The organism is Vibrio sp. MOR3 (assembly GCF_001557775.1).
GTDB lineage: Bacteria > Pseudomonadota > Gammaproteobacteria > Enterobacterales > Vibrionaceae > Vibrio > Vibrio jasicida.
On the sequence record NZ_LNRD01000011.1, the window covers coordinates 1 to 14,863 of the forward strand.

Here is a 14,863-nt window from a genome sequence, read left to right on the forward strand (position 1 = left end):
GATACCAAGAGGACGGGTAGAGCTTCAATAAAGGTGCTTTGGGAAGGGTGGTTTAAACTACAAACCATCCTTGAAGGCTACGAACTCGCAATGTCTCTTGATCACTAGACTTGTGATCAAGAGACAGGCACCCCGCAGGCTTTTTCTTTTTCGGTGAATACTCAGCATCAAACGCTTCTATCGAAAGCACAAAAAGTTTTAATTTCAGGCGATTAGCACTCTTACTTATTATTTTCTTCAGCCGGCAATTGCCCTCACCTCTAATTTAATCGGTATCCGATGAAGAAATCGCTAATCCTGAGCTTACTCCTTCTCGGTGGTTGTTCTGTCGCTCCTGAAGAAACACCACCATGCGCATGTGATGACTACGTTCCTCCTTATGTAAAGCCGCCAAGCGCAGCGAACGAAGACAACATCAAACAGTTACTGGCTTACATCGCTCAAAAAGCCAAAGATCGCTGGGGTGAAGATGAGTTCGTTGAAGCAGGCAAACACCGTTACGTGAAGTACCTTGACGGTTACAACACCCGAGCACACATCGACTTCGAAACGGGTAAGATTTATGTTTCGACAATTTCTCAGTACCAACCAACGGAGAAGCTGCAAAAAGCCATCGTTCAAACTCTGCTCATGCCTGCCGATCCAACTCATGCAGAATTGTTTAGTGACAAAGAAGCGGTTCTGCGTGGAAAACCCTTCTTGCTTGGCCAAGTGCTTGATCAAGATGGTAAACCAATAGAGTGGGAATGGCGTGCTAACCGTTATTCGGATTACCTGATCGAAAATAAGCTACAAAAGAAAGCCATCAAACGCGGCAGTGCTTACTATGTCGAAATCAATATGGTGAAAGATCACCTAGAGCAACGTGAGTATCAATATGCAGGCTTGGTTCGCGATGCTGCTAAACGGTATGGATTGCCAGAAGACCTTATCTTTGCCGTGATCAAAACCGAAAGTAGCTTTAACCCTTATGCTGTTTCTCATGCCGGTGCTTACGGCTTGATGCAAGTAATCCCCAAAACAGCAGGGGCAGATGTGTTTAATTTGGTGAAAAACAAACCGGGCATTCCAACCAAAGAGTACTTGTTCGATCCTGCCAATAACATTGATACAGGCGCGGCGTACTTCTACATCTTGAAGAACCGTTATCTTCGCGATGTGAAACACCCTACCTCGAAGCATTTTAGTATGATTTCCGCCTATAACGGCGGTACAGGTGGCGTGCTTTCTACTTTCGATAGTGACCGAAAACGCGCAATGAATGAGCTTAACAGCCTTAACCCGACTCAGGTTTATGATGCATTGACCACTCAACACCCAAAAGGGGAAGCAAGACGCTACCTACAGAAAGTGCTGTATTTCCAAAAAGACTTTAGTGAAGGGAATATCTAATTTTACCTAGCCACAAAACGAAAAACGCCGCTTAGTTCCACGGAGGTATAGAACTAAGCGGCCATGTAATTACACGAAAAGACACCTATGGGTCTAAAACGTCAATTGGCTAGTTAATCACTCATGTGCATACGAGCAATAACACCTACAGAGTAGCGGAGTCCGCCTCTTCTAGCACGCTCAAATCCCACTCTAGAATTCAACGTTTTTCACATTCTTAACAATTACCTTACTAATTGTGGGTCATTTGCGGAAGCAAGCTCAAATAAAAAGGGCCCACACCGTTGGTTGAGCCCTTCGTTTATCGAATTTGTACTGTGGCTATCCGGGATGGCCATCCACTCTTGGTTTCATCAGCATCATTCCGAATCGCCATACGAACATACCGAAAGCCAGAATCCACAAGGCTGCACTGACATCAATCCAAAGTAGCATGTGTGAAGGGTCAAAAATCACGCCTAAGCTTCTTGCTAATGCCGCTCCAATCACGGCAGCAAAAGCGATGCTCATGTTTGGGCCTTTGTAAATCATACGACCGGTGTGCCCCATGGTCACTCGAGAAATCATTGCTAAGATCAAGCCTCCTAATGCTCCGATAGCAAATAGGTGAATCAAGTTATGATTGGCAAACGCATTATCCCAACTACCACGTAGAATCAGACTCAAAGGCAAGCACAAGTAAGCTGCATGTAAAGACCACACCAACGGCTCGCTAAGTGTCAGCCAAGGCTTCCAGCGCAGGAATCGAACCAACTGCGCCACACCGGCAAACAACATAAGTGGCTGACCAAGTTCCGCAAACGTCACAGGGAAGAAGCTCAACACGAACAACATGACCAAAGGTAGGTTTGCTAACCAATCTAACCACATTAGCGGTTGAGCCTTTTCGAAGTTAAAGCGACGGGCTGTGAAAAATGGAATCACTCGTCCACCCATGACGGAAAGCAGCAGAGTGAACCACCAAAGCATCGCTTGCCATACCGCTGACGAGGTAAATGGCGGCATGCCTTTCACCGTTGCGTAACTGGCAAAGTTGGCAAAGATGGCAAGCAAGAATAACGGCACAAAGAATAGATTACGCCAGCCTTTCGCGCGGTAAACACGAATGCCCACTTCGTACGCCACAAACAGTAAAAACAGCGCTTCAATGCTGCTGGTTAACCAAAGTGGTGCTGGTGTCCAAAGCAGTATTCTCGGTGCAAGCCACAATGTAAATATCGCTAACAAGGTGTAGTGTTTCGTGCCGTTAATGCCCGTCCAGTTTTGCACTGCAGTCAGCACAAAGCCCACCACTATTGCCATTGAAAAACCAAATAACATTTCATGAACGTGCCACCACAACGCCGGAACACTCAACGTACTTGGCTGTCCGGTTTGGAACATCCATACCCATACCGCAATTGCGATAACAGCATAAATAGAGCCAAACAGGAAAAACGGTCTAAACCCTAATCGCAGCCATGCAGGGATTTTCTCTTCCACTTTTTTATCGGTGATATTCAGCATTGTGATGCCCTTAAGTACACATTTGATACCGTTCAAAAATTTTACGCGATCGATATTAACACAAACATGTATAAAAAATACATGTTATAAAATCAAACTATCCTTTCGAGGTAAAACCTGTGCTTCATGCGTTGCTTGGTTGGTAGTGTTTAGGTATAACGGATAACAGTGATTTCGTCGAAGTAAGGGAAGCAATCGAGATGTATATATTTGGCTACGGCAGTTTAATCAATGCCGCCTCGCGCAAGTTAACCGGGCAAACGGGAGAAGCCATCCCAGTCATCGCTCATGGTCTGGTGCGCTATTGGGGCAAAGTTGACGACAGCTATATCTTGTCACCCTTGGTTGTGAATGAAGGCGAAGGGCAAGTCAATGGCGTACTGCTTGAAGTCGACGATCAAGCGCTAGCGGATTTTGACCGACGCGAGCGTGGCTACCATCGCATTCAAATCCGTCCTGATCAGATTGAAACAGAGGCCACTTTTAACTCTGAGCACAGCATTTGGGTTTATGTGAAAAACGATCCGTTACCACCCTGCTCACTCAGTCCCATCATGCAAAGCTATGTTGATACGGTTCTCGCTGGATGCTTGGAAGTCTCTCACGCCTTTGCTGAGCACTTCGTTCGCCATACCGTTGGTTGGCATCATGCCAAAGAAAACGACCGCCACCAGCCAAAATACGGCAACTTAGCGGGCGTACAAGATCATCATTATAAGTTGATTGATAACCTAATTAAAAAGGGAGCCTAGTGGCTCCCTTTTGCTATTCATGTTCTGTTTGTGTGGGATTAGAACTTGTAATCAACACCAGCGTATAGGCTGTCGAAATCAAAGTCGATATCACCACCGCCTTCAACATCGATCGTTACTGTAGAAACACGGTAACCACCAGAGATAATTAGGCCTGAAGCGAACTCATAGCCAACTTCTGCACCGTAGTTGAAACCAATATCACTACCATCGGTTTTAACATTAAGGTGTGAAAGGTTTGATTTAGACTCAAAATCGACACCCATTACGCCAAGACCAGCCACGGCACCAACATAAAAGCCAGTACTAGAGAATTGATATTTCGGTTTTGCATTCAGGTTGAAGCCGTAACCATCAACAGTCACTTTTGCCCAGTTCCCCATGCCTGACGCTTTTTCTTCAAAGCTACCGTAGTAGACGTATTCGCCCTCTAGTGCCAGTTTGAAGTTTTCTGAGTATTGCAACTCTTTACCTACCGCAATACCAAGACCAGTCGCTGAAGAGCTTGACGAGTCCCCCTCAACTTTAAGGTCTGAATTTAAAATATCGGCACCAATGTACCAGTTACCATTTGCTTGAACCGACGCTGAAGCAACCACTGCACCTAAAGCCAATAATGGCAATACTTTTTTCATTATAATATCCTAATTTTTCATGCTGTTAGACAGCTTTTAAAAGCGCGGAGATTATAAATAAAGGTGAATATGATTCTATTGATTCATTTATAAAATGAGATCTAAAACATAAATAAATGTTATACAAACAATATATGATTAGGTACTAAACGATCCTCACACCAGCAGGCATCGCACGCTCAGGCGTTAGTAGAACACTTTCTGATTCATCATCGGTTTCGGCACAAAGCAGCATGCACTCGGAGGTTTCGCCACGCATCTTAGCTTTCGCAAGATTACACAGCACCACCACTTGTTTCCCCATCAACTCTTCTTCTGTGTAGTAAGGCACCAAGCTGGTGACGGTTTGCAGTGTTTTCTCACCGATGTCGATCTGCACGATGTAAAGCTTGTCAGCGTTCTCGTGACGAGCTACTTCGATGATTTTTCCGGTGCGAATTTCTAGCTTTGCGAAGTCTGAGTAAGCGATCGTTTCCATTGATTAAAACCCCAAGTAAAATTTTACTAAAACAAACTCTACATTATCAGTTAGTACTTTAAATACAAGAGGTGAAGATCGCATTTTGATGAGCAAAGATCGTGCTGATTACAATCACCCTTTACCAAATCTCACTCAACTTCGGCCACCCCCACGCCGTGATCTCTACACCTTTGAATATGTCTTGAAAGCTAAGTGTTTGTCGGTGGTGAAGCATAGGGCTGACCACACCTTCATAGATCAGCACAGAGCCAAGTTGCTCTAACTTAGTGAGGTAATCTTCCGGAGCGCTAAACTGTCGAATTTGGTTGATCTCAGCCACCACCCAGTCGCTGACATCAAATCCGATCGTGGCGTGCAAAATGGGATCGCTGAGGAAAAACAGTAAAGCCGAGACTTGTCGATTGTCATCCAAGTTAAAGCTGCTTAAGACAATCTCTTCACTAAAGCCCTCTCCAAACGCTTTTTCAATGAATGCATCAAACGAATAAACGTTTACTTCAACCTTGATGCCATGTCCCATCAAGATTTGCTCAGCGGCTCTCGCACTGCGTTGAATACCAAGATGGGAATAACAGGCGATTCGGATTGAACTCGGTAGCGCTACTTCATCGCTTCTCAGATATTTAACGTTGTGCCAGAAGGGGAAAAAGTTATGTGCGATCTCAGCCCCGAAGGTGGTTTCGTTGCGTTCTAACTGCTGCCAAATGTTCTCACCACTCAAGGCATCACTCAGCCAACGTCGCTGAGCGTGCGATAAGTTAGGATGATTGTGATTGAAAATCATAAACAAACACCCTTCTTCCACGCGATCTTTCGATGCTGTGTGTTTGGCATCGATGATGCGCTCATCCACTTCTTCATCTGGAGAGTTGGTGATGACCTTTTTCGAGTACTGCTCTGTCTTAGGTAAATCGTGGGGGTAATTGGAAGCCTTTGCACCTTCCTTCTTGCCACTGTTTAACGACCAGATGGTGACTTTATCAGTGAGGGAGCGAAATCCGTGAAAGCGCTCATTCGCCACCAAGGTAAGTTTGTTGTTCGTGTGCGATTCCAGAGAGAAAATGCCACAGCCGATGCTGTCGGAGGATAAGTTATTGAGTTGCTCGACAGGCTGTAAAGAGTATTTTAGATCACTCAACAATGCAGCGAAGCCTTTGTCTGGCCGAGTAAGTTGAACGGAAAATCGATAAGGCGACTCAACAGAAACCGCTTCAAGGTGATCGAGTTCATTTTGATAATATGGAAGCTGCTGCCAATGGTTTAGTAGCTTCACCATTAGTTCTGCATCCACTTTACCGCCATGATGAAAGCAAACGGAAGGACGAAGATAAAACGTCCAAGTTCGCCACTCTTCATCGGCTTGCCAATGGTGCGCAATGTTTCCGACTAACTCGCCTTCCGGTGTCATGGAAACCAAGCAAGCGTGAATTTGACGAATTAAGAAACGTTCGCTGTTTCGTTGCGGTGTGATTGGATTGAGCGTAGCAAAAGAGCGGTTATAGGTGAGTTGAACACTGACTTTGCCTTCTGTCACTTGGGCGCCGGAAGTCTGCTTAAGTAATTGTTCAAACACCACTTGGTCGAAGTCAAGAAACTCAAGTGCCCGGTCGTATTTGCTCTCTTTGATCCACTCCAGAGCAATAGAGCGCTTCACCTCTGTACGATCGATGTTACGAATTAAGGTCGAACGTTGGTTACGCCCCACTCTGGGTATCCAAGCGATCCAGTTGAGCGCATTCATCTGCTTGAGAATAGCTCGGGCATGCCTTGGGCTGGTGAACATCTTGTCTGCAATCTCGGCAAGCGTCACCGCATATTCCTCTCGCAGCTCAAAGCTCTCTACACGTTCGTAATAGCGAAAAAGATTAATACTCTCCAAAACAGGCACTCCAAAACTAAGATCCTGTTCCTTATATTAGCGTTTATTGCCTTCATTCAAATAAAAAGGTCTAAAAACTTAGTTATCAGGAACAAGATAAACAAAATTAACTCTGTTTTTTCATGCCTTATTTTTACCCAAAATACTCTTAGATTCTGACGCAGTCCTATGTTTGAGCGATCGAGACAGTGCCCTTCAATTGGTTAAGGCCCTCTATTTTTAGCTCAGCACACCACTTATAAAGCTTTAGCGATAGCAACCAGTTTTTATGTTTATGCTCCAACCCCCGCAAACCATAATCACGATGCTATCGCTAATCTCCCCGCTTCCCACAGTTTATTCATGACTGCGCCACTCAAGATTTTTATCTAACAAGTTGGAGTATTTTTATGTTTGCTAACTTTTTTGCCAACCTTTCTAAGGTCGGTAAGGCGCTCATGTTGCCTATAGCCTCAATGCCCGCGGCAGGTATCCTTTTGGGTATTGGCTCGGCGCAATTTGGGTTCATTCCACCCGTAGTTTCTGAATTGATGGCAGAAGCGGGGGGCGCGGTCTTCGGTAACCTGCCGCTTATCTTTGCGCTTGGCGTTGCCATCTCATTTACCAACAATGATGGTGTTGGTGCAGTTGCGGCAGGTATTGGTTATTACGTATTAGTCGCGACGCTAAAAGTCATGGCTGGCGTGCTGGGTGTGGACCATATCGACACAGGTGTGCTCGGCGGCATCATCTCCGGAGCGGTTGGTGCGTATATGTTTAACCGCTTCTACACCATTAAGATGCCAGCTTACTTGGCCTTCTTCGCGGGTAAACGATTTGTCCCGATCGTGACGTCATTTTCTATGCTGTTTTTGGGCATTGCGATTGCCTTTATCTGGCAACCAATTGGCTCTGGCATTGATTGGTTTGGCACATGGGCAACCGAGCAAAACCCATTGGTGGCATTCTGGGCTTACGGCACCGCAGAGCGTGCTCTGATCCCATTTGGTCTGCACCATGTGATCAATGTGATTATTCAGCTTCAAGCTGGTGAGTTTGTGAACGCTACTGGCCAAGTATTCCACGGAGAGATCCCTCGCTTCTTCGCTGGTGACCCAAATGCGGGCAACCTAGCGGGTGGTTACCTATTCAAGATGTTTGGTCTTCCTGCGGCGGCAATTGCGATTGGCCGTGCAGCAAAACCAGAGAACCGCACCAAAGTTATGGGCATCATGATCTCAGCTGCGCTAACGTCGTTCCTAACTGGTATCACTGAGCCTATCGAGTTTGCGTTCTTGTTCATCTCGCCTGTGCTTTACGTGATCCACGCGATCATTGCGGGTCTGGCTTACCCACTGTGTATCATGCTGGGCGTTAAACATGGCTACAGCTTTAGTGCAGGTCTTATCGACTACGTGACCTTCTTTGGTATTTCGACCAAAGGTTGGATGATCATCCCACTAGGTTTGGCATACGCAGCGCTGTACTACGTTGTGTTCACTTGGTTCATTAAGACGTTCGATTTGAAAACACCAGGGCGTGAAGATCAAGACAGCAGCAAAGCCGTCAATGACACCAGTTCAGAGTTTGCCAGTGAGTTGGTTAGCGCGTTTGGCGGCAAACAAAACATCTTAAGCACCGATGCTTGTATCACTCGATTGCGCATCCAAGTCGCAGAGCAAGACAAAGTCGACGAAGCCAAACTGAAAGCACTTGGTGCAGCAGGTGTGGTGCGAGTTGGTACAGGCGTACAAGCTATCTTTGGCGGCAACAGCGATGTGTACAAAACCCAAATGGTTGATTGGATGAACAACAACTAGCTTTCTGAGCGCCATTTTCTGTGGCCTGTAAAGAGAAATAGAAACGACAAATCGCGGTCGCATCAATGACCGCGATTTTTTGTTTTCATACTACTAATCAACGCCCTAGCTAAGATAACGTTTACACATCACATATATTCAATAAATTCATAGAGTAAGACCAAATTCATCGCAATATAAAAATGGTGTTGATTGCACTTATTACACAATGGGTGTTTAATACTCCAATTAACGTTATTTAGCCCACGAAAGGTCCCTCATGGCAACAATCAAGGATGTCGCGAAAGAAGCCGGCGTATCGGTCGCGACCGTCTCTCGCGTGATCAATAAATCACCGAAAGCAAGCCAATCTTCTATCGACGCAGTGACGCAAGCAATGAGCAAACTGGGCTACCGTCCAAACGCAGCGGCGCGTGCACTCGTCAGCCAAAGTACCAACACCATGGGCGTACTTGTCGGTGATGTCTCAGACCCGTTCTTCGGCACACTGGTGAAATCGGTAGATAACGTGGCGCGTGAAAACGGCAAACATATACTGATTGGTAATGGCTACCACAACCCAGAAGACGAACGCCAAGCGCTAGAACTTCTGATCAACAGTCGTTGTGAAGCCATTGTGATTCACTCTAAAGGCTTATCAGACGAAGAACTGATTGGTTACGCCAAAGAAGTCAAAGGCATGGTGTTGATCAACCGCCATATCCCAGAATTGGCCGAGCGTTGTATCTCTCTTGATAACCGCAAGGGCGCGTACTTAGCGACGGAATATTTGATTCGCCATGGTCACACCAAGATCGCGTGTATCGCCTCATCCCATGACATCGAAGATACCGACGAGCGTTTACAAGGTTACCAAGCGGCACTGAAAGATCACGATATCGAGCTATCAAAAAGCTATGTCGAATATGGTGAGCCAAACAGTGACGGCGGCGAAACAGCCATGACCAATCTGCTGACCAAGTCACTCGCAATCACTGGCGTGGTGGCGTACAACGACTACATGGCAGCAGGTGCGCTGGCGGCGTTAGACCAAAATGGTATCGACGTACCAGAAAAAGTGTCCATGGTTGGCTTCGACGATGGCTTAATTGCTCGCTTCGTCAACCCAAGTTTGACCACGATTCGTTACCCAATCGAAATGATGGCAGAGCGGGCTGCGCGTTTGGCGTTAGCGTTATCACGTGATGAGCAAGTGGAAGATGACACCATCATCTTTAGCCCGACTTTAGTGCGCCGTAACTCGGTGGATCGTCTTTAAGATATCGCGCTAGTCAGTGCCAAGAAAGGTTACAAAGTAAAAGCTCTGCCACCGAAGTGACAGAGCTTTTTCTTTTTGGGGTGTTTGTAGAGAGCGTTATTTTGCCAACTTTCGATGAGCTTTTGACCTACTGCGAGCAAAAAGCCTACAGCAACCCAAAAGCTCGAAAATGCTCAGTTTACCTAGAAAGCAAACTGATAAGTGGTGCAGAAGCGGTACTCTTGTTCAGGCTCAAGAATACAGCTTGGCTGCGCCCACTCAGCATGGTTTGGCGAATCTGGTAAAAACTGCGTTTCTAACGCCAGACCCGCGTAATCGTTATATTCACCGCCACGACGATTTGGTGCGCCAGCTAACCAGTTGCCCGTGTACAATTGCATCGCAGGCTTGTTTGTCACCACTGACAGGTGCACTTTTTCATCAGGAGAAACCACCAACGCAACCGGTTTTGAAACATCACGATGAGCATCAAATAGGTAGCTATGGTCATACCCCTTGGCGGCAACCTGCTGTTCATCTTGTAAGAAGTGTTCTGAAACTGGTTTTTCACTTCTAAAGTCAAACCCAGTGCCTTTCACATCTTGCAATTCACCAAGCGGAATACCGACCTCAGAGGTTGGCAAGTATTGGCTTGCAACGATGGTTAAGCGATGCGAACGACAATCTAAGTCCGCTTCTGCCCCCAACAAATTGAAGTAAGCATGGTTGGTCAAGTTGATCGGTGTCGCTTTGTCTGTCTTAGCGAAGTACGCAATGCTCACTTGGTTATCATCAGTCAGCGTATACGTCACTTGCACTTCTAGATTGCCCGGAAAACCTTGGTCGCCATCTTCAGACAATAAAGAGAACGTCACTTGTTGATTTGAGTGAGACTCAATCTTCCAACGACGTTTATCAAAGCCTTCTTCACCACCATGCAGACAGTTGCCCGCTTGGTTAGTAGACACTTGAAATACTTCGCCATTCACTTCAAAAAGACCATTGGCGATGCGGTTTGCGTAGCGACCAACAGTGACACCCATGTAACACTGTTGCTGCATGAAACTCCCCATCGTCCCCACTCCGAGAAGCACTTCACGCAACTCCCCATTCGCCAAAGGTAAACGACAACTCAGCCATGTCGCGCCAATATCCATAAAGGTAACGCTCATGCCTGTGTTATTTTTCAGTTCGACCACGTTGGCAGGCGCACCATCAAAGGCGACCTGCTGTGTCATCGTGATAGTTAATGGCTCAGTCATCTCTCGCCCCTACTGCGTCTTAAAGCACTTTGACTAAACCAGCACCGTTTTTCGCTTGGCACACGTAGATGGATTCTTTCAAACCCGTTGCTGCTTGGTACTTCGCTTCTACCGTTGCTTTCACTTCGTCAACCAATGCTGGCGGTACCATTGCAACGATACAACCACCAAAGCCACCGCCCGTCATGCGCACGCCGCCTTGCTCGCCAATCACTTCTTTCACCATCTCAACTAACGTATCGATTTCTTTGACTGTGATTTCGAAATCATCACGCATGGACGCATGAGACTCAGCCATCAGTTCACCCATACGCTTCATGTCGTGCGCGCGAAGTGCTTGCGCCGCTTCTACCGTGCGATCGTTTTCTGTGATCACGTGACGAGCGCGTCTTGCGACCATTTCGTCTAGCTCAGAGACTTTCTCGTTGAACTGTTCAATGGTCACATCACGCAGCGCTTTTACACCGAAGATGCGCGCCGCTTCTTCACACTGCTCACGGCGCGTATTGTATTCGCTGTCGACCAAGCCACGTTTTTTGTTTGAGTTGATGATCACCACCGCCATGTCTTCAGGCATTGATACCGCTTCAGTTTCTAGGCTACGACAGTCCAACAGCATCGCGTGGTTTTCACGACCTTCTGCCGAAATCATTTGGTCCATAATGCCGCAGTTACAACCAACGAATTCGTTCTCTGCTTGTTGGCCGTTTAGCGCGATTTCCGCTTGGCTGATTTCAAGATTGAACAGCACTTTGAACGTTTGACCAATCACCACTTCCAACGCTGCCGACGAGCTTAAACCCGCACCTTGAGGCACGTTACCGCTAACAGAAATATCCGCACCAGAGAATTGGTAACCACGAGCAAGAAGACACTTCACCACACCGCGAATGTAGTTCGCCCACATTTTGTCTTGTTGGAATGTGATTTCTTGCGTGATGTCGAATTCATCAACGGCGTTGCCGTAATCCACAGAAACCACGCGTACTAGGTTGTCTTCACGCTTCGCTGCCGCCACAACGGTTTGGTAGTTGATCGCACATGGCAATACAAAACCGTCGTTGTAATCAGTGTGCTCACCAATCAGGTTTACACGACCAGGCGCTTGAATAATATGACTTGGGGCGTAACCCAGCACTTGTTCAAAAGAGGTTTTCACATTTTGGATTAGATCAGACATAGGGACGTTCTCTTAAATTATAAATTTGGTATTGGTGTAACCAGCGTTAAATCCTGATTTCCAGTTTCGTATTCACTCGGTCTAATCCTCCACCTTAATAAGGGGGAGTTAGAGGGGGTCTAGTCCTCCCCCTTATCAAGGGGGAGCCAGAGGGGGTTAACCCTCCCCTCCCGAATAAAAGGGAATTTGACCGAGCTTTAGGTAAAACCAGCGATAACTCCGGCTATTCATTAATTGGTTTATTGCTCTTTGTAATGCACATCGCTTAGGTCACGCAGACGCTGCGCCGCTTGTTCTGCCGTTAGGTCGCGTTGGCTTTCTGCCAGCATTTCATAGCCAACCATGAACTTACGAACCGTTGCACTGCGTAGCAGTGGCGGGTAGAACAACGCATGCAGTTGCCAATGGTCGATATCGGTGCCTTCTTCAAAGAACGGCGCGTAATGCCAGCCCATTGAGTAAGGGAAAGAGCATTGGAATAGGTTGTCATAACGGCTGGTTAGCTTTTTGATAGCAACCGCAAGGTCATCGCGTTGCTCATCGGTTAGCTCACTCATTCGACGAATATGCGTTTTAGGAAGTAGCATGGTTTCGAATGGCCACGCCGCCCAGTAAGGAACAACAGCAATCCAATGTTCAGTCTCAACCACTGTGCGTGAACCATCTTTAAGCTCAGCTTGCACGTAATCCACCAGCAAGTTACTGCCATGCTCTTGGTAGTACGCTTTTAAGTTGTGTTCTTTGCGCTCGATTTCGTTTGGCAAGAAACTGTTTGCCCAGATTTGACCGTGCGGGTGAGGCTGAGAACACCCCATGGTCTCGCCCTTGTTCTCGAATGCTTGAACCCAAACGTAGTCTTTACCCAGCTCTTCGATTTGATCATTCCACGTGTCAATCACACCACGAATTTTGTCGACCGGTAGCTCAGGCAAAGTTTTGCTGTGATCAGGCGAGAAACAAATCACTCGGCTCAACCCGCGCACACCTTGTGTTTTGAACAGAGGGTTGTCTGACTCAGGTGCATCTGGAGAGTCCACCATCAGTGCTGCAAAGTCATTTTGGAACACATACGTGCCTTGGTAATCTGGGTTTACATCACCAGAAATACGCTCGTTGGTCGGGCAAAGGAAACATTTCTCGTCGTAGCTTGGTAGCTCATCAATTGCAGGTTTCTCATCAGCGCCACTCCAAGGACGTTTTGCACGATGCGGTGACACCAAAATCCATTGCCCCGTTAGTGGGTTGTAACGACGGTGTGGGTGATCCACTGGGTTAAATTCAACATTCGACATCTTACTTACTCAACTTTTAAAATTTCTTTCATCTGCATTCCCCAATGAAATTGGAGTTGCAGCTAGGCGGTCAATCAACAACGCTGCAGCATCAATTACGCAGGGGAATAGCCTTGCGGGTTATTTGACTGCCACTTCCACGTATCTGCCGTCATTTCCGCAACACTGCGCGTCGCTTTCCAACCAAGGTCTCGCTCCGCTTTATCTGTACTTGCCCAACATTCAGCAATGTCACCCGGGCGACGAGGACAAAGCTCGTAAGGCACTGGATTACCGCAAGCCGTTGCGAACGCTTCTACCATCTCAAGCACGCTAGAGCCTTTGCCCGTACCTAAGTTGTAAATGTGCAAACCGGCTTTTTCACCTACCGATTTAAGCGCTGCGATATGGCCATCAGCCAAGTCCATCACGTGGATATAATCACGCACGCCTGTGCCATCCGGCGTTAGGTAGTCATTGCCAAATACCGATAGTTTTTCGCGGCGGCCTACTGCCACTTGCGCGATAAACGGCATCAAGTTGTTTGGGATGCCCTGAGGGTCTTCACCCATAGTGCCCGATGGATGCGCACCAACTGGGTTGAAGTAACGCAGCAACGTCACGCTCCAATCATTTTCTGCGTTGAACAAATCGCTCAAGCACTCTTCCACCATGTATTTGCTGCGACCGTATGGGTTAGTGGTAGCCCCCGTTGGAGAGTCTTCCGTAATCGGCACAATGTCAGGATCGCCGTAAACCGTTGCCGATGAGCTAAATACAATGCTTTTCACGCCCGCTTTACGCATGCTGCGCGCCAACACCAATGAGCCATTCACATTGTTATCGTAGTATTCCAATGGTTTCGCGACAGATTCGCCCACCGCTTTCAGGCCAGCAAAGTGAATCACAGCTTGAATGTCATGCTTGGCAAACACTGAGTCCAAAAAGGCTTCATCGCGAATGTCACCTTGGTAGAAAGCCGGTTGCTTACCGGTTAGCGCTTCAATGCGGCTTAACACTTCCACTTTGGCATTACACAAGTTGTCGACAATGATTGGCTCCATACCTGCTTCAATCATCTGGACACATGTGTGACTGCCGATGTACCCCATACCGCCTGTGACAAGAACTTTCACTTTTGCTTCTCCATTTTTGCTGCTCGATGCTTGGAAATTGGTTGAGCCTGCTCACCAAGCAGATTCGCTCATCTCTTAACTGGCTAAAAGTCTACCAATCAAAACCGATCCAGATCCGTGATCAAACTCAAAATAGTGTAAACGTTTCCACAAAATTGCATCACGATTTAAAATCAATAAAAATAAAGGAAAATGAGTTAGAGCAGAAAAATGGGAAAGATTTATGATACTTACATGTATAAACGTTTACACAATGTAAGAAAAACACGGTAATTCACGCAAACCAGAAAGATAATTTTCCGCAATCGATACCTGACATTGCTCTTACAAAGC

The 14,863-nt window shown here is 46.8% G+C and carries 12 protein-coding genes; 4 read left to right on the forward strand and 8 right to left on the reverse strand.

Going from position 1 to position 14,863, the window contains the following annotated elements; genetic code table 11:
- The first annotated feature begins 279 nt into the window (after positions 1–279).
- Positions 280–1,392 (forward strand): membrane-bound lytic murein transglycosylase MltC, encoded by a 1,113-nt coding sequence (gene mltC, locus ATB76_RS18890; protein ID WP_042603819.1) that lies wholly within the window; start codon positions 280–282, stop codon positions 1,390–1,392.
- A gap of 321 nt (positions 1,393–1,713) precedes the next feature.
- Here mltC and ATB76_RS18895 read toward each other — a convergent pair whose 3' ends face one another.
- Positions 1,714–2,898, reverse strand: coding sequence for an NnrS family protein (locus tag ATB76_RS18895; RefSeq protein ID WP_061035936.1), 1,185 nt, complete (start codon positions 2,896–2,898; stop codon positions 1,714–1,716).
- Positions 2,899–3,098: 200 nt separating this feature from the next.
- On the opposite strand from ATB76_RS18895, the gene ATB76_RS18900 reads away from it, so the two are divergent.
- Positions 3,099–3,650 carry a gamma-glutamylcyclotransferase family protein gene (locus ATB76_RS18900; RefSeq protein ID WP_042603193.1) on the forward strand — a complete coding sequence of 184 codons (552 nt, stop codon included), beginning with the start codon at positions 3,099–3,101 and terminating at the stop codon, positions 3,648–3,650.
- Positions 3,651–3,688: 38 nt separating this feature from the next.
- Here the strand turns inward: ATB76_RS18900 and ATB76_RS18905 are convergent, their stop codons facing one another.
- The 3 genes from ATB76_RS18905 to ATB76_RS18915 form a co-directional block, all read right to left on the reverse strand.
- Positions 3,689–4,285, reverse strand: a complete 597-nt coding sequence (locus ATB76_RS18905; RefSeq protein WP_061035937.1) for an outer membrane beta-barrel protein — start codon at positions 4,283–4,285, stop codon at positions 3,689–3,691.
- A gap of 145 nt (positions 4,286–4,430) precedes the next feature.
- A complete protein-coding gene (locus tag ATB76_RS18910; protein ID WP_005436572.1) occupies positions 4,431–4,763 on the reverse strand; it encodes a tRNA-binding protein in 333 nt (110 codons plus the stop codon).
- 121 nt (positions 4,764–4,884) lie between these two features.
- Entirely contained in the window at positions 4,885–6,654 is a 1,770-nt protein-coding gene (locus ATB76_RS18915) for an SgrR family transcriptional regulator (RefSeq protein ID WP_061035938.1), read from the reverse strand.
- A gap of 380 nt (positions 6,655–7,034) precedes the next feature.
- Between ATB76_RS18915 and ptsG the strand changes: the two genes are divergently transcribed.
- Together ptsG and ATB76_RS18925 are read left to right on the forward strand one after the other, a co-directional pair.
- Positions 7,035–8,444, forward strand: a complete 1,410-nt coding sequence (gene ptsG / locus ATB76_RS18920) for a PTS glucose transporter subunit IIBC (RefSeq protein WP_061035939.1) — start codon at positions 7,035–7,037, stop codon at positions 8,442–8,444.
- Positions 8,445–8,703: 259 nt separating this feature from the next.
- The gene (locus ATB76_RS18925; protein WP_005427398.1) at positions 8,704–9,702 is read left to right on the forward strand and encodes a substrate-binding domain-containing protein; all 999 of its coding nucleotides are present in this window, start codon (positions 8,704–8,706) and stop codon (positions 9,700–9,702) included.
- 182 nt (positions 9,703–9,884) lie between these two features.
- Here ATB76_RS18925 and galM read toward each other — a convergent pair whose 3' ends face one another.
- From galM to galE, 4 genes are all read right to left on the reverse strand, one after another.
- The gene (gene galM, locus ATB76_RS18930) at positions 9,885–10,943 is read right to left on the reverse strand and encodes a galactose-1-epimerase (protein WP_061035940.1); all 1,059 of its coding nucleotides are present in this window, start codon (positions 10,941–10,943) and stop codon (positions 9,885–9,887) included.
- 19 nt (positions 10,944–10,962) lie between these two features.
- On the reverse strand, positions 10,963–12,123 hold the full coding sequence (galK, locus tag ATB76_RS18935) for a galactokinase (protein ID WP_061035941.1): 1,161 nt from the start codon (positions 12,121–12,123) through the stop codon (positions 10,963–10,965).
- 239 nt (positions 12,124–12,362) lie between these two features.
- Positions 12,363–13,415 (reverse strand): UDP-glucose--hexose-1-phosphate uridylyltransferase, encoded by a 1,053-nt coding sequence (locus ATB76_RS18940; protein WP_045421010.1) that lies wholly within the window; start codon positions 13,413–13,415, stop codon positions 12,363–12,365.
- Positions 13,416–13,510: 95 nt separating this feature from the next.
- On the reverse strand, positions 13,511–14,530 hold the full coding sequence (gene galE, locus ATB76_RS18945; RefSeq protein WP_061035942.1) for a UDP-glucose 4-epimerase GalE: 1,020 nt from the start codon (positions 14,528–14,530) through the stop codon (positions 13,511–13,513).
- Between the last annotated feature and the right edge of the window lie 333 nt (positions 14,531–14,863).

Coding starts and splice junctions, on each gene's coding strand:
- mltC (WP_042603819.1), top strand. CDS start 280: ATGAAGAAATCGCTAATCCTGAGCTTACTCCTTCTCGGTGGTTGTTCT.
- ATB76_RS18895 (WP_061035936.1), bottom strand. CDS start 2,898: ATGCTGAATATCACCGATAAAAAAGTGGAAGAGAAAATCCCTGCATGG.
- ATB76_RS18900 (WP_042603193.1), top strand. CDS start 3,099: ATGTATATATTTGGCTACGGCAGTTTAATCAATGCCGCCTCGCGCAAG.
- ATB76_RS18905 (WP_061035937.1), bottom strand. CDS start 4,285: ATGAAAAAAGTATTGCCATTATTGGCTTTAGGTGCAGTGGTTGCTTCA.
- ATB76_RS18910 (WP_005436572.1), bottom strand. CDS start 4,763: ATGGAAACGATCGCTTACTCAGACTTCGCAAAGCTAGAAATTCGCACC.
- ptsG (WP_061035939.1), top strand. CDS start 7,035: ATGTTTGCTAACTTTTTTGCCAACCTTTCTAAGGTCGGTAAGGCGCTC.
- ATB76_RS18925 (WP_005427398.1), top strand. CDS start 8,704: ATGGCAACAATCAAGGATGTCGCGAAAGAAGCCGGCGTATCGGTCGCG.
- galM (WP_061035940.1), bottom strand. CDS start 10,943: ATGACTGAGCCATTAACTATCACGATGACACAGCAGGTCGCCTTTGAT.
- galK (WP_061035941.1), bottom strand. CDS start 12,123: ATGTCTGATCTAATCCAAAATGTGAAAACCTCTTTTGAACAAGTGCTG.
- ATB76_RS18940 (WP_045421010.1), bottom strand. CDS start 13,415: ATGTCGAATGTTGAATTTAACCCAGTGGATCACCCACACCGTCGTTAC.